At 64.1% G+C, this 20,107-nt stretch carries 19 protein-coding genes; 11 read left to right on the top strand and 8 right to left on the bottom strand.

Translation table 11 applies throughout. From position 1 onward, the window contains the following. Window positions 1–321: 321 nt before the first annotated feature. Window positions 322–774, top strand: a complete 453-nt coding sequence (locus B0E51_RS11265) for a DUF192 domain-containing protein (protein ID WP_168172626.1) — start codon at window positions 322–324, stop codon at window positions 772–774. 220 nt (window positions 775–994) lie between these two features. Here B0E51_RS11265 and B0E51_RS11255 read toward each other — a convergent pair whose 3' ends face one another. Then, complete coding sequence (locus tag B0E51_RS11255) at window positions 995–1,192, bottom strand: rubredoxin (RefSeq protein ID WP_077444990.1); 198 nt, start codon at window positions 1,190–1,192, stop codon at window positions 995–997. A 140-nt stretch (window positions 1,193–1,332) separates the two neighbouring features. Between B0E51_RS11255 and thiE the strand changes: the two genes are divergently transcribed. Further along, window positions 1,333–1,929, top strand: coding sequence for a thiamine phosphate synthase (gene thiE, locus B0E51_RS11250; RefSeq protein WP_254424504.1), 597 nt, complete (start codon window positions 1,333–1,335; stop codon window positions 1,927–1,929). A gap of 10 nt (window positions 1,930–1,939) precedes the next feature. Next, the gene (hemL, locus tag B0E51_RS11245) at window positions 1,940–3,220 is read left to right on the top strand and encodes a glutamate-1-semialdehyde 2,1-aminomutase (RefSeq protein ID WP_077444988.1); all 1,281 of its coding nucleotides are present in this window, start codon (window positions 1,940–1,942) and stop codon (window positions 3,218–3,220) included. On the opposite strand, the gene B0E51_RS11240 is transcribed toward hemL, so the two are convergent. From B0E51_RS11240 to B0E51_RS11215, 6 genes are all read right to left on the bottom strand, one after another. Continuing rightward, on the bottom strand, window positions 3,221–3,640 hold the full coding sequence (locus B0E51_RS11240; protein WP_077444987.1) for a VOC family protein: 420 nt from the start codon (window positions 3,638–3,640) through the stop codon (window positions 3,221–3,223). A gap of 30 nt (window positions 3,641–3,670) precedes the next feature. Next, on the bottom strand, window positions 3,671–4,906 hold the full coding sequence (locus B0E51_RS11235) for an acetylornithine transaminase (RefSeq protein WP_077444986.1): 1,236 nt from the start codon (window positions 4,904–4,906) through the stop codon (window positions 3,671–3,673). A gap of 83 nt (window positions 4,907–4,989) precedes the next feature. Then, the gene (locus B0E51_RS11230; protein WP_077444985.1) at window positions 4,990–5,808 is read right to left on the bottom strand and encodes an NAD(P)-dependent oxidoreductase; all 819 of its coding nucleotides are present in this window, start codon (window positions 5,806–5,808) and stop codon (window positions 4,990–4,992) included. 58 nt (window positions 5,809–5,866) lie between these two features. Continuing rightward, complete coding sequence (locus B0E51_RS11225; RefSeq protein ID WP_077444984.1) at window positions 5,867–6,469, bottom strand: LON peptidase substrate-binding domain-containing protein; 603 nt, start codon at window positions 6,467–6,469, stop codon at window positions 5,867–5,869. A gap of 45 nt (window positions 6,470–6,514) precedes the next feature. Then, the gene (gene mpl / locus B0E51_RS11220; RefSeq protein WP_077444983.1) at window positions 6,515–7,873 is read right to left on the bottom strand and encodes a UDP-N-acetylmuramate:L-alanyl-gamma-D-glutamyl-meso-diaminopimelate ligase; all 1,359 of its coding nucleotides are present in this window, start codon (window positions 7,871–7,873) and stop codon (window positions 6,515–6,517) included. 46 nt (window positions 7,874–7,919) lie between these two features. Then, window positions 7,920–8,504 carry an adenylate kinase gene (locus B0E51_RS11215; protein WP_077444982.1) on the bottom strand — a complete coding sequence of 195 codons (585 nt, stop codon included), beginning with the start codon at window positions 8,502–8,504 and terminating at the stop codon, window positions 7,920–7,922. Between the two features lie 191 nt (window positions 8,505–8,695). Here B0E51_RS11215 and B0E51_RS11210 point away from each other — a divergent pair, with 191 nt between their 5' ends. From B0E51_RS11210 to ppa, 6 genes are all read left to right on the top strand, one after another. Then, entirely contained in the window at window positions 8,696–9,973 is a 1,278-nt protein-coding gene (locus B0E51_RS11210; RefSeq protein WP_077444981.1) for a 6-phosphofructokinase, read from the top strand. 154 nt (window positions 9,974–10,127) lie between these two features. Then, window positions 10,128–10,493 carry an RcnB family protein gene (locus B0E51_RS11205; protein WP_077445015.1) on the top strand — a complete coding sequence of 122 codons (366 nt, stop codon included), beginning with the start codon at window positions 10,128–10,130 and terminating at the stop codon, window positions 10,491–10,493. Window positions 10,494–10,667: 174 nt separating this feature from the next. Then, window positions 10,668–12,734, top strand: a complete 2,067-nt coding sequence (locus tag B0E51_RS11200) for a sodium-translocating pyrophosphatase (protein WP_077444980.1) — start codon at window positions 10,668–10,670, stop codon at window positions 12,732–12,734. Window positions 12,735–12,967: 233 nt separating this feature from the next. Beyond that, window positions 12,968–15,058, top strand: coding sequence for a prolyl oligopeptidase family serine peptidase (locus tag B0E51_RS11195; RefSeq protein WP_254424503.1), 2,091 nt, complete (start codon window positions 12,968–12,970; stop codon window positions 15,056–15,058). Window positions 15,059–15,186: 128 nt separating this feature from the next. Beyond that, entirely contained in the window at window positions 15,187–16,041 is an 855-nt protein-coding gene (locus B0E51_RS11190; RefSeq protein ID WP_077444978.1) for a 2OG-Fe(II) oxygenase, read from the top strand. Between the two features lie 95 nt (window positions 16,042–16,136). Continuing rightward, a complete protein-coding gene (gene ppa / locus B0E51_RS11185) occupies window positions 16,137–16,682 on the top strand; it encodes an inorganic diphosphatase (RefSeq protein ID WP_077444977.1) in 546 nt (181 codons plus the stop codon). Between the two features lie 28 nt (window positions 16,683–16,710). Here the strand turns inward: ppa and B0E51_RS11180 are convergent, their stop codons facing one another. After that, window positions 16,711–17,631: a LysR family transcriptional regulator gene (locus B0E51_RS11180; protein ID WP_077444976.1), complete on the bottom strand. Its 921-nt coding sequence runs from the start codon at window positions 17,629–17,631 to the stop codon at window positions 16,711–16,713. Window positions 17,632–17,731: 100 nt separating this feature from the next. On the opposite strand from B0E51_RS11180, the gene B0E51_RS11175 reads away from it, so the two are divergent. Together B0E51_RS11175 and B0E51_RS11170 are read left to right on the top strand one after the other, a co-directional pair. Continuing rightward, complete coding sequence (locus B0E51_RS11175; RefSeq protein WP_077444975.1) at window positions 17,732–19,075, top strand: MFS transporter; 1,344 nt, start codon at window positions 17,732–17,734, stop codon at window positions 19,073–19,075. Continuing rightward, a complete protein-coding gene (locus B0E51_RS11170; protein ID WP_077444974.1) occupies window positions 19,072–20,088 on the top strand; it encodes a zinc-binding alcohol dehydrogenase family protein in 1,017 nt (338 codons plus the stop codon). The genes B0E51_RS11175 and B0E51_RS11170 overlap by 4 nt, the downstream gene beginning before the upstream one ends. Window positions 20,089–20,107: the final 19 nt, after the last annotated feature.

The following is a 20,107-nucleotide window of genomic DNA, read 5'->3' as shown; positions in this document are numbered from 1 at the left end:
ACACAATTCACCTGCGCACACTGTCAAAGATCTTTTCGCTTGCATCCCGTTGCCGGTTTGCGCCCCAAGACGTTTCGTCCTAGGTGAGCCGCCCATTCTACATCGCTTTTGGAGACCGTCAACACCCGTGATGAAGCTTTTTTTCGTCGCGGTTGTTGCGGAGACCTTCGCGAAAGGGCGTTTCGTCGAAGGGGGACGAATCATAGCGCCGCGGCGCACATCTGGGAAGGGCCTCGTGCATTTTTCTGTCACGAAAAACGCGGGCGGTGGCGACACTACACTTCGCACGGCCTTCCGCCACCTATCGATGAGTGCATCTTGATGAGACGAATGCTCGCGCCCCTGTTGCTCTTGCTGACCAGTTGCACCAACACGGCTCCCGCAAATCATGCAGCGCCTGCCGTGGAGTTGCACGGGCAGCGCTTTTCGGTCGAATTCGCCACGGACGAAGCTGGCCGCGTGCATGGTCTGATGATGCGCAGCACGCTCGCGGCCGATCACGGCATGCTGTTTGTGTTTCCCGACACGGCTCCGCGGGCGTTCTGGATGAAGAACACCCTGATTCCGCTCGACATCCTGTATTTCGACACGGATCGCCGACTGGTCTCGATGCAGCTGGATGTGCCGCCGTGCAAGGCCGATCCGTGCCCGACCTACCCAAGCAATGCAGCTGCCCGTTACGTGCTGGAACTCTCGGCCGGGACGACACAGCGCATCGGTGCGAAGACGGCCGATGAATTGAAGATTGAAGGTGATGTGGGAACAGTACGTTGAACGATCGTTCCCGACCGATCCAGCAGGCCGACGCGATAGGGGATCAGATCCTCGGGACGCAGTCTCTCCAGTGCGTCCCAATCGTCTTCGAACGGAATGAATTGCTGCATGGGATGCTCCACGGTGTGGCGCACCAGATGATCGTGCGCAGGAGCATGAGAGCAGACGGCCCGGTCAATCCGGTGACGGGTTCGGGCCGTTCGCAGGCAGGATGAGGCGTTCAGTCGATTTCGATCATCTCGAAATCGTCCTTGGTGGTGCCGCAATCCGGACAGGTCCAGGTATCGGGCACATCTTCCCAGCGCGTGCCGGCAGCGATGCCTTCATCGGGCACGCCCACGGCTTCGTCATAGATATAGCCGCAGACGACGCACATCCATTTGCGCAAGGCTGCGGTTTCGGTGGAACTCTGGCTCATGGTCGGGCTTCTTTGCTTACGGTTGAATGACGCATTCTCTCAACTCGTCCGACAATGCGAAAGCATGCCGACATCATTGGCCCCATCCACGCACGCGAGACCTGCACTTGAAACCATCCCCAAATCTGACAGGTCAGGGCCTGTATGCGATTACCGACGGGTCGCGCAGCGACCTGCTGGATGTCGTCGCACAAGCGCTGGCGGGCGGTGCACGACTCCTGCAATACCGTGACAAGAGCGCTGTTAGCGCACGACGCCATGCGGAGGCCACCGCCCTAAGGCAATTGTGTACGGCGCATGCGGTACCGCTGATCATCAACGACGATGTTGCTTTGGCACATGCCGTGGCGGCGGACGGCGTACATCTGGGCGGGGACGATGACGATATCGCTGCGGCACGTGCCGTGCTAGGCGAAGACGCGATCATCGGCGTTTCATGTTACGACTCACTGCCGCGTGCACAGATGGCAGCACGCTCAGGGGCGAGCTACATCGCCTTCGGCGCATTTTTCGCCTCGCCCACCAAGCCGCTGGCGCCACGCGCCCCGCTCGACCTGCTGAGGCAAAGCGCCGCGCTGGGCGTGCCGCGGGTGGCGATTGGCGGCATCACGCCGGACAATGCCGCTTCCCTGGTGGAAGCGGGCGCTGATTATCTCGCCGTGATTTCCGCGGTCTTTGGCGCCGCCGACGTGCGCGCTGCGGCCCAACGCTTCGCCCACCTTTATTCCCAAGATTGAGAACCCGACGATGAGCAACCACGAACTCTTCCAACGCGCACAGAAGCTGATGCCCGGCGGCGTGAACTCGCCCGTGCGCGCGTTCAAGTCGGTCGGCGGCGAACCGTTCTTCACCGCGCGTGCCGATGGTGCCTATCTGTGGGACGTGGAAGGCACCCGTTACATCGACTATGTCGGTTCATGGGGGCCGATGATCGTTGGCCATAACCACCCGGCCGTGCGCGAAGCGGTCGAGCGCGCCGTGAAGAATGGTCTGTCGTTCGGCACGCCCTGCGCGGCCGAAGTGACCATGGCCGAGACGATCACCCGGCTGATCCCGTCGATCGAGATGGTGCGCATGGTCAACTCCGGCACCGAAGCGACGATGTCGGCGATCCGGCTCGCCCGCGGCGCCACCGGACGTGCAAAGATCGTGAAGTTCGAGGGCTGTTATCACGGCCACGGCGACAGCTTCCTGGTCAAGGCCGGCTCCGGTGCGCTGACGTTCGGTGTGCCCACTTCGCCCGGCGTGCCAAAGGCAAATGCCGATCTCACGCTCACCCTGCCCTACAACAATCTCGGTGCCGCGAAGCTGCTGTTCGCCGAGCAAGGTCATGAGATTGCCGGCCTGATCATCGAGCCGGTCGCCGGCAACATGAACTGCATCCTGCCGAAGGACGGTTATCTGCAAGGCCTGCGTGAACTGTGCACGCAGCACGGCGCACTGCTGATCTTCGACGAAGTGATGACCGGCTTCCGCGTCGCCCTCGGCGGCGCACAGGCGCATTACGGCGTGACACCGGATCTAACCACGTTCGGCAAGATCATCGGTGGCGGCATGCCCGTAGGTGCCTACGGCGGCCGGCGCGACCTGATGGAACAGATCGCGCCGGCCGGCCCGATCTACCAGGCCGGCACCCTGAGCGGCAATCCGGTGGCGATGGCCGCGGGTCTGGCGATGCTGGAACTGATCCATGCACCGGGCTTCCATGACCAGCTCGCCGCACGCACACGACTGCTAGCGGACGGCTTCCAGTCGGTGGCCGATGGTGAAGGCGTCGCCTTCAGCACCAATCGCGTCGGCGGCATGTTCGGGCTGTTCTTCACCAACGAAAAGGTGGAGAGCTACGCGCAGGCCACTGCGGCCGATACAGCGCTGTTCAACCGCTTCTTCCACGGCATGCTGAAACGTGGTGTGTATCTGGCTCCGTCCGCCTTCGAGGCCGGCTTCATGTCCAGCGCGCACAGCGAGCAGGACATCGCCGATACGCTTGAAGCGGCACGCGGCGCCTTGCGCGAAGCGAAGGGCTGATCACCACTGACCGGTGTTGGGCATCGACGCCCACGGTTCCTGTGGCGGCAGATGCCCGTCCTGCAACAGCTCGATCGAGATCAGATCGGGCGAACGCACGAAGGCCATGTGACCGTCGCGCGGCGGGCGATGGATGATGCACCCCATCGCCTGCAGCCGTGCGCAGGTGGCGTAGATGTCGTCGACGCGAAACGCCAGATGGCCGAAGTTGCGTGCCGAGCCGTAATCCTCCTGCGCACCCCAGTTGTACGTCAGCTCGATTTCCGCCTCGGGGCTTTCTGCCGCGGCAAGAAACACCAATGTGTATTTCCCCTCGGGGACTTCCTTGCGACGCACTTCACGCAGACCCAGACCCTCGCAGTAGAACCCCAGCGAGGCGTCAAGGTCGCGTACGCGCACCATGCTGTGCAGGTATTTCATCGGAAACCCTCCTTCTCGGCGCAGCGGTCTTCAGGCCGCGACGAAATCGTTCAATGCCGTGTACAGGCGCGCAAGCCCTTCGGCCAGCTCGTCATCGGTAATCGTCAGCGGCGGCACAAAGCGCAATACGTCCGGGCCGGCCTGCAGCAGCAGCAAGCCATGCGCGGCGGCATGATCGAGCACCGCACCCGCCTTGCCCTTGTACGCGTCGGCCAGCACGGCACCAATCATCAGGCCGCGCCCGCGCACCTCGGCGAACAGCTTCAGTTGATGGTTGATACGTGCCAGTCCCGCGCACAGTTCATTCGCCTGCCGCTCCACATTTGCCAGCACGGCGGGCGACGCGAGCTTGGCCAGCGCGACGCGGGCAACGGCGGCGGCCATCGGATTGCCGCCGAAAGTGGTGCCATGCGAGCCGTACTGCATCACCTCAGCCACCTTCGGACCGGCCAGCATCGCGCCGATCGGGAACCCGCAACCAAGTGCCTTGGCCAGCGTCACGATGTCCGGCGTGACGCCGGCGTGCGCATGCGCGAACAACGTGCCGGTACGGCCCATGCCGCACTGGATCTCGTCCAGCACCAGCAGCGCGTCGTGTTGATCGCACAGCTCGCGGACACGCTTGAGGAAACCTGGTGCAGCGGGTAACACACCACCCTCGCCCTGCACCGGCTCCAGCATCACGGCGGCGATGTCGCCCGCGGCAAACGCCTGCTCCAGTGCCGCCACATCGTTGAAGTCGAGATAGCGGAAGCCGGCCGGCAACGGCTCGTAACCTTCCTGGTATTTCGGCTGCGCGGTGGCGGTCACCGTGGCCAGCGTGCGGCCGTGGAACGAGCCCCTGAAGGTGATGATTGTGCGTTGTTCCGGCGCGCGACCTTTCGATGCCGCCCAACGGCGCACCAGCTTGATCGCCGCCTCGTTCGCCTCGGCGCCGGAGTTGCACAGGAACACCCGCTCGGCGAAGTGCGATGCACGCACCAGTTCCTCCGCCAGCCGCAACGGCGGCTCGGTATAGAACACATTGCTGCTGTGCCAAAGCTTGTGCGCCTGCGCCGTGAGCGCCGCGAGCAGATCCGGATCCTGATGACCGAGTGCGTTCACCGCGATGCCCGCGCCGAAATCCACGTAGTCACGCCCGTCGGTATCCCATACCCGCGCGCCCTTGCCGTGGTCGAGCACCACCTCGCGCGGTTTGTACACCGGCAACCAGTAACGCTTGCCGAGATCGATCAGGGATGGGGCGTTGTCGTGTGGCGTTTGCATGATGCGCTCCAGGCGTCGCCTGCAACGACACCCATGAATGATTCAACCTGTGCTGCTACAAGTCCTTAAAACGGGCTTCGCGATCAGTCCAGGAACAGATCCGGCAACAAGGGAGCGCCCGGCTGCATCGCGTAGAACGCGAAATCCGTGGTGCCGGTTTCGCGCAGGATATTCTCGTCGATCGCGAAGTGCCCGGTGTAGTCGCGTGATGGGCGGATCAGGATGGCATGCGCGGCATCGGCGACGATCTCCGGCTTGCGGCAATGCTCGGGCTTCACGCCATCGATCATGCCGATCGCAGCTGTGGCGATCACCGTGCGCGGCCACAACGCGTTGACCGCGATGCCGAGTGGCACGAACTCCGCACTCATGCCGAGCACACACAGGCTCATGCCGTACTTGGCGATGGTGTAGGCGGTGTGCGGCGCGAACCATTTCGGGTCGAGATTCGGCGGCGGCGACAGCATCAATACATGCGGGTTGGCCGCCTGCTTCAGGTACGGCAGGCAACTCTGCGTGACGAGGAAGGTGCCGCGGGTATTGACCTGGTGCATCAGGTCATAACGCTTCATTGGCGTATCGGCAGTGCCGGCCAGCCAGATCGCACTGGCATTGTTGACCACGATGTCGATGCCACCAAAGCGCTCGGCCGCCTGCGCCGCTGCGGCACGCACCTGATCCTCTTCTCGGATATCCACCTGCAGCGCCAGCGCGTTGCCGCCGGCCGCCTCGACGGCGCTGGCAGCGGTATGGATGGTGCCGGGCAGCTTCGGATTCGGTACACCACTCTTGGCTGCGATCACGATGTTGGCACCATCGCGCGCGGCGCGCAGTGCAATCGCCAGACCGATGCCACGCGAGGCGCCGGTGATGAACAAGGTCTTGCCGGCCAGGGTGCCCATGCGTTTCGACTCCATCGGTAATGCAGGTGTGCGGCTGGTCAGTTTACCCGCTGCGCGTTCACGGCTTCTGGAAGCGCGGAAGGATGTCACGCAACTCCGCCAGCCGCAGCAGCGGATCGGTCAATTCGAGCATGTGCTGCTGTTGGACCTTGTCCAGTGGCAGCAGTTCGGTGAGACGGAACCCCAGCCAGCTCGCATCGTCATATGAACTGCGTGGCGCATGCCGCCAGTGCGGGGCCATCGTCTCGATCAGCCGTTCGAGGATGCTCTGCAGCAGCGCGAATTCCACCGGCACCACCAGTTCCGGCTCGGCCGGCCAGACTTCCGCATCGCCACGCACCAGGCCATCGGCGCGTACCCGGCTGCGCGCAACCCGGAAACGCGAACCACCCTCGGCAGTGATCCCGAGCAGGCCGTCCTCGCCGCTATGGAAATCGTTGATCCGGGCGATCGTGCCAATCGCTGCCGGTACCGCGGGCGCGCCTGCCTCATGCCCCTCCAGGATCAGGCACACGCCGAAACCGGTGCCATGACGCGTGCATTCGCGCACCAGGTCGAGATAGCGTGGCTCGAAGATGCGCAGCTGCAACTGGCCACCGGGAAACAACACGGAGGACAGCGGGAACAGGGGTATGTCGATGAGCGGCGACTGGGCGGCCATGCAGCAAGTGTAACGAGTGCGCTGACCTTCACGTCAAACGCGGATTCAATCGTGCCGCAGCCGTTCGACAAACCGCCGCGGTGCTGCCTCGAAACCACCGTTGGACATGAAGATCACCTGATCACCTGGGCGCACTTGCGCCCGCAGCGCCTCGATCAGCGCATCCACGCTGGGTGCGGTGCCACCGCGACCATCGAGTGCAGCCGTGACATGACCGGCGTCCCACGGCAGTTCGGGGCGGTGCAGGAACACCACCGCATCGGCATCGGCCAGCGACGGCGCCAGCGCCTCGGCATGCGCACCCTGGCGCATCGAGTTCGAGCGCGGCTCCAACGCCACCAGGATGCGCGCCGTGCCGACCTTCGCCCGCAATCCAGCCAGCGTGGTGGCGATCGCCGTGGGGTGATGGGCGAAGTCGTCGTAGACGCGCACGCCGTTCACTTCGCCAACCAGCTCCATCCGTCGCTTCACGCTTTCGAACATCGCGAATGCCGGCAGCAACGCGCACGGATCGGCACCCGCCGTGGTGGCAGCCGCCAGCGCAGCCAGCGCGTTCATCACGCTGTGGTTGCCGAGCAACGGCCAGCGCACTTCGCCGATCAGCTCGCCACTGCGATGCACGGCGAACGCGGAGCCATCCGCTTCGATCAGCGTGGCCTGCCAGTCGCCACAGCCGATGCCGAAGGTTTCCACCGGCGTCCAGCAGCCCATCGCCAGCACTTCAGCCAGATGCCTGTCGTGCGCGTTGACGATCAGCCGGCCGTTTCCTGGCACGGTGCGCACCAGATGGTGGAACTGGCGCTGGATTGCCGCGACATCCGGAAAGATATCCGCGTGGTCGTATTCGAGGTTGTTGAGGATCGCGATGCGCGGCCGGTAGTGCACGAACTTCGAGCGCTTGTCGAAGAACGCGGTGTCGTACTCGTCCGCCTCGATCACAAACGGCTTGCCCTGCCCCAGCCGCGCCGACACACCGAAATTGCCCGGCACGCCGCCGACCAGGAAACCCGGTGCGAGTCCTGCTTGTTCCAGCAGATGCGCCAGCAGGCTGGTGGTCGTGGTCTTGCCGTGGGTACCGGCCACCGCCAGCACCTCGCGCCCGGCCAGCAACGTCTCGCCCAGCCACTGCGGGCCGGAGATATAGCGCAGCTGCGCATCGAGCATGTATTCGACGGCGGGGTTGCCGCGCGTCATCGCGTTACCCACCACCACCAGGTCTGGTGGTGGCTGCAGATGTTCCGCCGTATAACCGCGCATCAGTTCGATGCCGAGCGCCTCGAGCTGAGTACTCATCGGTGGATAGACGTTGGCGTCTGAGCCTTCGACCGTTTGGCCAAGCTCACGCGCCAGCGCAGCGACACCGCCCATGAAGGTGCCGCAGATGCCGAGGATATGCATGCGCATGTGGGAGAGATTCCTTGCAACCCGCTCCAGCCGGAGCAGGCTGTGCTCAGCCGTTCGCCGCTGCTGATTCTTGCTGCAATGCGCGCTTGACCCGCGCAGTGACATCGGTGAGCTCACCGACACCATCGACTACCTGCAGCTTGCCGCGCCTTGCGTAGAAGTCAGCCACCGGTGCGGTCTGCTCGGCATAGATCGCCAGGCGCTTGCGTACGGTGTCCGGGTTGTCGTCGGCGCGACCTTCCGCCTTGAAGCGGATCTCGCAGCGGGCGATGATCGCCTCGTTCGGAACATCGAGCTTCACCACCGCATCCAGTGGCTGGGCGAGCTTGGCCAGCAGGTGATCGAGCGCATCAGCCTGGATCAGATTGCGCGGGTAGCCATCGAGAATGAAACCGGCCTTCGCATCGTCCTGGGCCAGACGTTCTTCGAGCATGCCGAGGAGGATGTCGTCGGAAACCAGCTGGCCGGCATCCATCACCGCCTTGGCCTTCAGCCCCATCGCGGTGCCCGCCGCAACGGCGGCGCGCAACATGTCACCGGTCGAGATATGCGGCACACCCAGTTCCACCTTCAGCCGGGCAGCCTGCGTACCTTTGCCCGAGCCGGGCGCACCAAGTAGGACGAGTCGCATAATGCTCCACAAGTTTGGCGGGCTGCCGCACACTGTGGCAGCCCGCCAGATTCCCAGAATTAACCTCCAAATTAGCCGCTGCACCCGATGCCGTCAAACAGCGGCACTCACTAACTCAGGCCAAGTGATTGTTGCGAAATGCTTTGCCGCTGATCGTCGATCCGTCCGCCACTGCCCGATTGAGGATGCCCATGAGCCCGACCCGCCGCTCGCCAGCCGTTACCGGCAACCTGCTGTACGCCCAGTCCGGTGGCGTCACGGCGGTGATCAATGCCACCGCCGCCGGCGTGATCGAGGCTGCCCGCGCCAAGGGAGTGAAGGTGTACGCCGCGCGCAACGGCATCCTCGGCGCCCTGCGCGAAGAGCTGATCGACACCTCGAAGGAATCGGCCGCGTCCATCACCGCGCTGCGCCGTACGCCTGGCGGCGCGTTCGGTTCATGCCGTTACAAGCTGAAGTCGCTGGAAGACAACCGCGCCGAGTACGCGAGACTGATCGATGTATTTCGCGCCCACGACATCCGCTGGTTCCTCTACAACGGCGGCAACGATTCGGCGGATACCGCGCTGAAGATCTCGCAGCTCGGCAAGGCGATGGGCTACGACATCCGCTGCATCGGTGTGCCGAAGACGGTAGACAACGACCTCGCCGTCACCGACTGCTGTCCTGGTTTCGGCTCGGTGGCCAAGTACACCGCGATCTCCACGCTGGAGGCGAGCCTCGATGTTGCGTCGATGGCTGAGACCTCGACCAAGGTATTCATCCTCGAAGTGATGGGTCGCCACGCCGGCTGGATCGCAGCCGCCGCAGGGCTGGCGGGCGAAAGCGCGGATGCCGCGCCGCACCTGATCCTGTTTCCCGAGAACACGTTCGACGAAGCCGCGTTCCTGGCCAAGGTGAAGGCCACCGTCGAGCGCGTGGGCTGGTGCACCGTGGTCGCCTCCGAAGGCGTGCGCAATGCGGCTGGGCAATTCCTCGCCGAGGCCGGCACGCGCGATGCGTTCGGCCATGCGCAGCTCGGCGGCGTGGCGCCGGTACTGGCCGCGCTGGTGAAGGAGAAGCTCGGCTACAAATATCATTGGGCACTGCCGGATTACCTGCAGCGCTCGGCGCGACATGCCGCCTCGAAGGTCGACGCCGAGCAGGCCTTCGCCGTCGGCAAGGCGGCGGTCGAGTACGCGCTGGCCGGCATGAATGCGGTGATGCCGGTGATCGTGCGCAGCAGCGATGCGCCTTATCGCTGGAAGGTCGAGGCGGCGCCGCTGGCGAAGATCGCCAATCGCGAGAAGAAGATGCCGAAGAACTTCATCAGCCGCGACGGTTTCGGCATCACCGCCGCCGCGCGCCGTTACCTTGCGCCACTGATCCATGGCGAGGCACCGCTGCCCTATGGCAAGAATGGCCTGCCACGCTATGTACAGCTGAAGAACGTCGCGGTGGCTCGAAAGCTGCCGCCATTTTCGCACTGAATCGCAAATCCATGCGCCGCAGCAAAGCCTGCTGAGTCCAGCCTGAAGTCGTTACAGGCCAACGGCCTTCCATTCAGCCGCATGTTTCTACGATCCACCCTCCCGAGTCGATGGCCGCACCGTTGCGGCCACGACCTCCGCGGAGGAGTCCATGATGAAACTCATCAGCCGCCTGCTTATTGCCATCGCCCTGCTCACTACCGGCAGCTTGGCACTGGCCGCCCCTGATCATGACGATCACGGCCGCCATGATCGCGACCATCACGGATACGACCGCGGTCACCATGACCACCGCGGTCGCGGCGACGATCATCGACGCCACGGCTATCGCGCTGGCGGCCCGCGCCATTCGCGCTGGGAACGTGGGCATCGCTATAACGGCCCGACCTATGTGGTGCGCAACTACGGTTATTACCGCCTGCGTCCACCGCCGCGTGGCTATCGCTGGGTCCGTGCGGGCAACGACTTTCTGCTGGTCGCGGTCACCACCGGTATCATCCTGGACGTCGCGCTGCATTGAGTTCGCGTCAATCCGGATGGCCCAAGGCCATGCCGCTGCGCATGGCCTTTTCCTTTCCGGAATGGCGACACATCAGCGCGCTGCGCCGCACAACAGTCTGTGCAACAAGGTCTGCCTATACTCCATGGGACCGCCCGTTCCGGACGGCCACTGACAACTCATGGGGAGGCTCCGATGCTGCAGCAGTATGGCTGGATCGTTCTGGCGTGTGCGGTAGTGGCAATTTTGTATGGCGCGATTTCCGCGCGCTGGATCCTGGCGCAATCGCCGGGCAACGATCGGATGCAGGAGATTGCAGCAGCCATCCAGGAAGGTGCACGCGCCTACCTCAACCGCCAGTACGCCACCATCGGCTTGGTCGGCGTGGTGCTGTTTGTGCTGATCGGCTGGTTCCTGAACTGGCCGACGGCGATCGGTTTCCTGGTCGGCGCCGTCCTCTCGGGTGCTGCTGGCTACGTCGGCATGAACGTATCCGTACGCGCCAACGTGCGCACCGCCGAAGCCGCGCGCCGTGGGCTGAGCGCGGCGATGGACGTGGCATTTCGTGGCGGTGCGATCACCGGCATGCTCGTGGTCGGCCTGGCACTGCTCGGCGTCACCGGTTACTGGCTGGTACTCAACCACATGGGCATCAGCGGCGAACCTGCTCTGCATGCGCTGGTGGGGCTGGCCTTCGGCAGCTCGCTGATCTCGATCTTCGCGCGTCTTGGCGGCGGCATTTTCACCAAGGGTGCCGATGTCGGTGCCGACCTGGTCGGCAAGGTTGAGGCTGGCATTCCCGAGGATGATCCGCGCAATCCGGCGGTGATCGCCGACAACGTCGGCGACAACGTGGGCGACTGCGCCGGCATGGCGGCCGACCTGTTCGAGACCTATGCGGTGACCGTGATCGCCACGATGCTGCTGGCCGGCCTCACCTTTGCCAACAACCTCAATGCCGTGCTGTATCCGCTGGTCATCGGCGCGGTGTCGATCATCGCCTCGATCATTGCGACCTTCTTCGTGAAGGTGAAAGCCGGCGGCTCGATCATGGGCGCGCTGTACAAGGGTGTGATCGTGTCGGCGGTGCTCTCGGCCGTCGCGTTCTGGTTCGTGACCGGCAACCTGCTGCCGGACGGCCTGACCACCGGCGACGGCTTGGTGATTTCCAACCACGCATTGTTCCATTGCTCGCTGATCGGGCTGGTGCTGACCGGCCTGATCGTGTGGATCACCGAGTTCTACACCGGCACGCAGTACAGCCCGGTGCAGCACATCGCCGCGGCATCGACCACCGGCCACGGCACCAACATCATCGCGGGCCTCGGCATCTCGATGAAGTCCACCGCACTGCCGGTGATCGTGATCTGCGCCGCGATCTGGAGCGCGTTTGCACTCGGCGGCCTGTACGGCATCGCGATCGCCGCGACAGCGATGCTGTCGATGGCCGGCATGATCGTGGCGCTGGATGCCTACGGCCCGATCACCGACAACGCCGGCGGCATCGCCGAAATGGCTGACTTGCCGCCCGAAGTGCGCGGCGTCACCGATCCGCTCGATGCGGTAGGCAACACCACCAAGGCGGTGACCAAGGGCTACGCGATCGGTTCGGCCGCACTGGCCGCGCTGGTGCTGTTCGCCGACTACACGCACAACCTCAAGACCCACTTCGGCACCGACACGCTGTTCGACCTGTCGAACCATTACGTGATCATCGGCCTGCTGATCGGCGGCCTGATCCCGTACCTGTTCGGCGCGATGGCGATGGAGGCGGTCGGCCGCGCGGCCGGTGCCGTGGTCGAGGAAGTGCGCCGCCAGTTCCGCGACATCCCCGGCATCATGGAAGGCACCGGCAAGCCGCAGTACGACAAGGCGGTGGACATGCTGACCAAGTCCGCCATCAAGGAAATGATCGTGCCCTCGCTGCTGCCGGTACTGGTGCCTGTGGTGGTCGCATTCGGCTTCAAGTGGCTCGCCGGTTCGTCCGTCGCCGGTGCGCAGGCGCTCGGTGGCGTGCTGATCGGCACCATCGTCACCGGCCTGTTCGTGGCGATCTCGATGACCACCGGCGGCGGCGCATGGGACAACGCGAAGAAGTACATCGAGGACGGCCACCACGGCGGCAAGGGTTCCGAGGCGCACAAGGCAGCCGTCACTGGCGACACCGTCGGCGATCCGTACAAGGACACCGCCGGTCCCGCGGTGAACCCGCTGATCAAGATCATCAACATCGTGGCGCTGCTGCTGATTCCCCTGCTCTAAGCCACGCGTTACCGTGACAGCGAAAGTCCCGCTTCGGCGGGACTTTTCGTTTATACCAAACTGACCCGGGCCACCCTGACTTTAGTCACAGGCGGCCGTATGATCATGCGGTTACGCTCGATCGGGCGCGGATCACGTCCGCCGTATCCCACGCACACATCCATTCGCACACTGAGGGGCACACCATGAAATCGGTCTGGCTGATGCTGGCGCTCGGCGTCACACTCACCGGCATGAACAATGCTCATGCCCAGAATGACAAGGCCGCCAAGGTGCCGGCAGACACCCGCGTAGCGGACGACCCGTATCAATGGCTGGAGGATATCCACGGCACCCGTTCAATGGACTGGGTGAAGCAGCAGAACGCGGTAACCACAAAACAGTTTGTCGACAATGCCGAGTTCGTCAAGACCCGTGACAGCATCCTCGAGGTACTCGACTCGGATGCCCGCATTCCCGATGTCAACCGCATGGACGGCTGGCTGTACAACTTCTGGCGCGACCAGGCCCATCCACGCGGCATCTGGCGGCGCACCACGCTGGACGAATACCGCAAGACCGAGCCGAAGTGGCAGCTGCTGCTGGACATCGACGCGCTGAACAAGGCCGAGAACAAGCGCTGGGTGTTCAAGGGCGTGCAATGCCTGAAACCGAAATTCGAACGCTGCCTGATCTCGCTGTCACCGGACGGCGGCGATGCGGTGAACGTGCGCGAGTTCGACATGGCCAGCAATTCCTTCGTCAAGGGCGGTTTCGAGCTGCCGGTGGCGAAGACCGAGGTCGACTGGATCGACGACAACACCATCTACGTCGGCACGGACTTCGGTCCCGGTTCGATGACCGAATCGAGCTATCCGCGCATCGTCAAGCAATGGAAACGCGGTACGCCGCTCTCGTCCGCCGCGACCGTGTATGAGGGCAAGCCAACCGATCTGGCGGTCAGCGCCTCGCACGACCGCACACCGGGCTACGAGCGCGACTTCGTTTCCGTCGCCAAGGATTTCTTCCACAGCGAGCTGTACCAGCGCAGCGGCGACAAGCTGACCCGCGTCGACGTACCGACCGACGCCAGCGCCGATGCCCATCGCGAATGGCTGCTGGTGCTGACGCGCTCGCCATGGACGATTGGCGGATCCACCTATCCGTCGGGTGCACTGCTGGCGACGAAGTTCGACGACTTCATGGCCGGCAAGCCTGCATTCACGGTGCTTTTCAAGCCGGATGCGCATACCTCACTGGCCTCGTACAACTGGACCCAGCATCATCTGATCCTCGACGTGCTGGACGACGTCAAGAGCCGGGTGGAAGTATTGACTCCGCCGCAGATGGAAACGCCCGAAGGCGACTGGAAGCGCGAGGCGATGCCGGGCGCACCGGCGATGAGCACGATCAGCGTGGTCGATACCGACCCGGATCACAGCGACGAATACTGGCTCGGCGTCACCGGCTTTCTCACGCCGTCATCACTGCAGCGCGGCGTGCTCGGCAGCGTGCCGGCCGAGACGATCAAGCACGAACCCGCGTTCTTCGATGCTGCAAAGTTCGAGGTCAGCCAGCACTTTGTCAGCTCGAAGGATGGCACCCGCGTGCCGTATTTCGAGATCGCCCCGAAAGGCATGAAGCTGAACGGTGCCAACCGCACCCTGCTGTACGGCTACGGCGGCTTCGAAGTTTCGCTGCAGCCGCATTACAGCGGCAGCATCGGCCGTGCCTGGCTGGACCGCGGCGGTGTCTACGTGGTGGCGAACATCCGCGGCGGCGGCGAATACGGCCCGCAATGGCATCAGGCTGCGCTGAAGGCAAACCGCCCGCGTGCGTACGAGGACTTTGCCGCCGTCGCCGAGGACCTGGTCAAGCGTGGCGTGACATCTGCCAAGCATCTCGGCGCCGAGGGTGGCAGCAATGGCGGCCTGCTGATGGGCAACATGCTGACGATGTATCCGCAGCTGTTCGGCGCGATCGCCTGCGAGGTACCCTTGCTCGACATGAAGCGCTACAGCCACCTGTCGGCGGGTGCGTCATGGATGGCCGAATACGGCAATCCGGATACCGCTGACTGGAACTTCATCAAGACCTTCTCGCCGTACCAGAACCTGCACAAGGATGGGCATTACCCACCGGTGCTGTTCTACACCACCACCAGCGACGATCGCGTCGGTCCGGTGCAGGCGCGCAAGATGGCTGCGAAGATGCAGGCGATGGGCATTCCGAACGTATGGTTCTACGAGAACCTCGAAGGCGGCCATGGCGCCGGTGCCGACAACAAGCAGGCCGCACTGATGCACGCGCTGGCCTACGATTTTCTGTGGGATCAGCTGAAGTAAGGTACCTCACGCAGTCATGCAGCCCTCGCGAGCCGGCCGTTGCCGGCTCGCGTCACGGCTCCTTGCCGGACTTCGCCTGCAGCCGTGCGTGAAGTAACCTTTCGGAATTCTCGCCCACGCACAACCTCATGCACTCACGCACCACGATCAGCCCCGAACTGCGCGAATGGATTCTCGCCACCACGCGTGCCGGGCACGGCATCCCGGACGTGCTGAAGTTGATGAAGGACAACGGCTATGACCCGCGGCAGAGCCGCAGCATCGTCGCCGAAGTATTGAAGTTGCCGCTGGCGGCCTTGCACGCCAGCACCGACAAGACGACTCCAGCCGGTTTGCGCACGAGGCATCCCGAACCACCCAGCGTCACCATCGATGGCCATGTACTCGACGTTACGCTCATCGTCGACACCCCGACACTGCGCGTGCTGGATGGCATTCTCACGGAACAGGAATGCACCGACCTGATTGCGCTGGCGCGGCCGCGCTTGCAGCGCGCGCTCACCGTCGACACCGACGGCAAGCACCAGGTGGATCAGCGACGCACCAGCGAAGGCATGTTCTTCACGCTGAACGAGTTGCCGCTGATCAGCCGGATCGAGCAACGTCTGGCAGGTCTGTTGGGCGTGCCGATGAATCATGGCGAAGGACTGCAGATACTGCATTACCTGCCTGGTCAGGAGTACGAACCGCATTACGACTGGTTCGATCCGGAGCAAGCCGGTTACGGCGCGGTGACGGCGATCGGCGGTCAGCGCATCGCCAGCGTGGTGATGTATCTGAATACGCCCGAGCAAGGTGGCGGCACTGCCTTCCCCGAGATCGGCCTGACAGTCACCGCGCGGCGCGGCACAGCCGTCTATTTCGCCTACGAAGGTGGCGACCGCAGCTCGCTGCATGCCGGCCTGCCGGTACTGCGCGGAGAGAAGTGGATCGCCACCAAATGGCTGCGCGAGCGGCCATTCAGGACTCAGCGCCAAGCCTAGGCAGAGTCGGCATTGACGACCGTCGCTGCTGCGGCGCAACAGCGTTTGGCGTATCCTTGCGGGCTTTCCAACCCCCATTCCAGCAAGGAACTCCCATGGGTCTGCATCTCGTCTCCGCCGGCCGCGACGTGCCGAACGAAATCAACGTCGTCATCGAAATCCCCAAGGATGCCGAGCCGGTCAAATATGAGGTGGAGAAGGAAAGCGGCGCGATCTTCGTCGACCGCATCCTGTCCACCCCGATGCGTTACCCGTGCAACTACGGTTACGTACCGGGGACCTTGGGCGGCGACGGCGACCCGCTGGACGCGCTGGTGATCCTGCCGCTGTCGCTGATCCCCGGCTCGGTGATCCGCTGCCATCCGGTCGGCATGCTGAAGATGACCGACGAGGCCGGCAGCGACGAGAAGCTGATCGTGATTCCGTCGCCCAAGGTCTTCCCGGGTTACGCGCACATCAACGACATGCAGGGCGTCTCGCCGCACTGGCTGGAGCGCATTGGCCACTTCTTCGAGCACTACAAGGATCTGGAGAAGGGCAAGTGGGTGAAGGTCGAGGGCTGGGTCGGCGCCGCCGAAGCGAAGGCCGAGATCCTCGCCGGTATCGAGCGTTACCAGGCCAGCAAGCCGGCCAAGGCGTAATAGCCGACAGACTGACGGCGCGCCACCTTCAGCGGTGGCGCGTTCGCTCCCACGGCGGGACCTCGCCCAGCCGTTCGGCCAGAAAATCGACGAAGGCGCGCACCCGTGGTGGCACCAGCCTGCGCTGCGGCATAACCGCGTAGATACCGGTTTCCGCGATCGGATAATCCGGTAACACGATCTGCAGCCGCTGCGCACGCAGCTCCTCATGCACGTGCCAGATAGAGTGCAGGGCGATGCCAAGCCCGGCCACGACGGCATCGCGCAGCAGTTCGCCCAGATTGCTCTCGAAGCGTCCCTGTACGCGCTGGGCGATTTCGCCGCCATTGCCATCACCGAAATGCCACACGTCCTGTCGCCCCTGACTGCCGACGAGCAGCAGGCAGTCGTGTTCGGCCAGATCCGCCGGTGTGCATGGTGTGCCGTGCCGATGCAGATAATCCGGCGACGCACACAACACACGTTGATTGGCCGCCAACTTGCGCGCCACCAGGCCGGAGTCGCCAAGTGCTCCAACACGTATCGCCAGATCGAAACCGGAGGCCACCAGGTCCAGCATCTGGTCGTTGAGATTGACGCTGAGCTTCACCCGCGGATGCAGGGCGAGGAACTCCGGCAGTAACGGTGAGACGTATTGACGACCGAACGAGGCCGACATGGTAACCCGCACGGTGCCCGCGACTTCGGTGGCACTCTGGCGCAGCCCACCGGTCAATGCTTCCAGATCCTCCACCAGGGCACGGCCCTGTTCGGCCAGCACGGTGCCTTCCGGCGTGGCGTGCAGCTGGCGCGTGGTTCGATGCAGCAGGCGCACGCCGAGGTCACGCTCCAGCCGCTTCAGGCGCTGGCTGGCCACTGCCACCGACAGGTCCAGGCTGCGCGCGGCCGCGCTGATCGAGCCCAGATCGAGTACGCGCAGAAACAGGCTGAGGTCGCCGACACGATCCATGACTATCAATAATCCATTGATAATGATTAGTCATCTTGGTGCTTTTTGGAGAAAAGGCAACTGCCTAAGCTGACGCATCGTTTCCCTCCGGATTGTCGTCATGTCCACCCTTGCCACCACCCGAGCACGCCCACCGTTGGCGCTGTTCGCGCTGACCGCCGGCGCGTTCGGCATCGGCACCACCGAATTCGTGATCATGGGCCTGCTGTTGCAGGTGTCCGCCGACCTGCACGTCAGCATCGCCGCGGCCGGCCTGCTGATCTCCGGCTATGCGCTGGGCGTGTCCGTCGGTGCGCCGCTGCTGACCGCCGCCACCAGCCGGTTGCCGCACAAGACCGCGCTGATCGCCTTGATGGTGATCTTCACCATCGGCAACCTGGCCAGCGCCCTGGCGCCGAGCTACGGCGTGCTGATGCTTGCGCGGGTGATCACCTCGCTGGCCCATGGCACCTTCTTCGGCGTGGGCGCGGTGGTGGCGACCGGGCTGGTGGTGGAGGACCGCAAGGCCTCGGCGATCTCGATCATGTTCACCGGCCTCACCGTGGCGACCCTGCTCGGCGTGCCGGCCGGTGCATGGCTGGGCCTGCACTTCGGCTGGCGCGCCACGTTCTGGGCGGTCAGCGCGATCGGCGTGCTCGCCACCGTGATCATCGCCATGCTGGTGCCGGCCAGCCGCGGCGAAAGCGCACCGATGAAGTTCATCGAGGAACTGAAGGGCATTGCGCATCCGCAGGTGCTGCTCGGGCTGCTGATGACCGTGCTCGGCTTCGCCGGCGTGTTCGCGGTGTTCACCTATATCCAGCCGATTCTCACCCGTGTCACCGGCTTCGCCGACGCTGCGGTGTCGCCGATCCTGCTGGTATTCGGCGGCGGCATGGTAGTCGGCAACCTGCTCGGTGGCCGGCTGGCTGACAAACGACTGGTGGCAACCCTGCTGGGCTCGCTGGCGGCACTGGCGATCGTGCTCGGCATGATGACGTTCGCACTGCACAGCAAGCCGGCGATGATTGCCTTCAGCGGCCTGCTCGGCGTCGCCGCGTTCGCCACCGTGGCGCCACTGCAGTTGCGCGTGCTGCAGAAGGCCAGCGGTGGCCAGGTGCTCGCGTCGAGTTTCAACATCGCCGCGTTCAACCTCGGCAACGCGATCGGTGCGTGGCTGGGCGGCATGGTGATCAGCCATGGCCCTGGCCTCGGCGCGGTGACCTGGGTTGCCGCCCTGCTGCCGGTGCTCGGGCTTGCCGTCGCACTATGGAGTGTGCGTTTGGACTCCCGCCGACCGCGCCGCCTATCGCGTTGGCATGTACCGAAACCGCCCTCTAGACCAGCTTCGGTTTCGTCAGCATCACCACTCACGTACATCGGCTTATGCATGATGTTTCTGTTACGGAATGCCGAGCAACTACCCTCCGAAATCAGCCACACCTCAGTTATGGAGTCGTCATGAAAGCCATTGCCCTCACCCGTTATCTGCCCATCGACGATCCGCAGTCGCTGATCGATGTCGAACTGCCCAGGCCGGTACCTGGCGAACACGACCTGCTGGTGCGCGTCGAAGCGGTCTCGGTGAATCCGGTCGACACCAAGATCCGTTCGCCAAAGCCACAGGTCGAGGCACAACCGAAGGTGCTTGGATATGACGCGGCCGGCACGGTCGAAGCGATCGGCGAGTCAGTCGCCGGTTTCACGCCTGGCGATCGCGTGTACTACGCCGGCGATGTCACCCGCCCGGGCAGCAATGCCGAGTACCAACTTGTCGATGCGCGTCTGGTCGGTCATGCGCCAAAGTCGCTGGATCTGGCTGACGCGGCGGCGCTGCCGCTGACCACGATCACTGCATGGGAACTGCTGTTCCAGCGCATGCCGTTCGACAGCGAGCACGGTGGCGATGGCAAATCGTTGCTGATCATCGGTGGTGCCGGTGGTGTCGGCTCGATCGCGATCCAGCTGGCGCGGCGCGCCGGCTTCACTGTGATCGCCACCGCATCGCGCACCGAGACCATCGACTGGTGTCGTTCGATGGGTGCGCAGCATGTAATCAATCATCGGCAGCCGCTGGCGTCACAACTGGCCTCTCTGGGTTTCGTGCAGATCGACGCCGCGATCAATCTCGCCGACACCGACCGTTACTGGGAAGCGCTGGGCGAGTTGCTGGCGCCGCAAGGGCATGTCGGCCTGATCGTGGAACCCAGCGGCACACTGAAGATCGGCGACCCGTACAAGGCCAAGTGCATCGGCATCCACTGGGAAATGATGTTCGCCCGCCCGCGCTTCAAGACGGCGGATCAGGCCGAGCAGGGCCGTATCCTCCAGCGCGTGGCGGCACTGCTCGATGCCGGCGAGCTGCGCGGAACACGTACTGAAACGCTGACGCCGATCAACGCCGCCAACCTGCGCGAGGCGCATCGCCAGCTCGAATCAGGCACCTCGATCGGCAAGCTGGCACTGGTCGGCTGGTGATGCCCGGCTGGTGGATGCT

The organism is Rhodanobacter sp. C05, assembly GCF_002001165.1.
Taxonomy (GTDB): domain Bacteria; phylum Pseudomonadota; class Gammaproteobacteria; order Xanthomonadales; family Rhodanobacteraceae; genus Rhodanobacter.
Note: the sequence above shows the minus strand (reverse complement) of the source record. Positions and strands in the feature narration are given on the sequence as shown.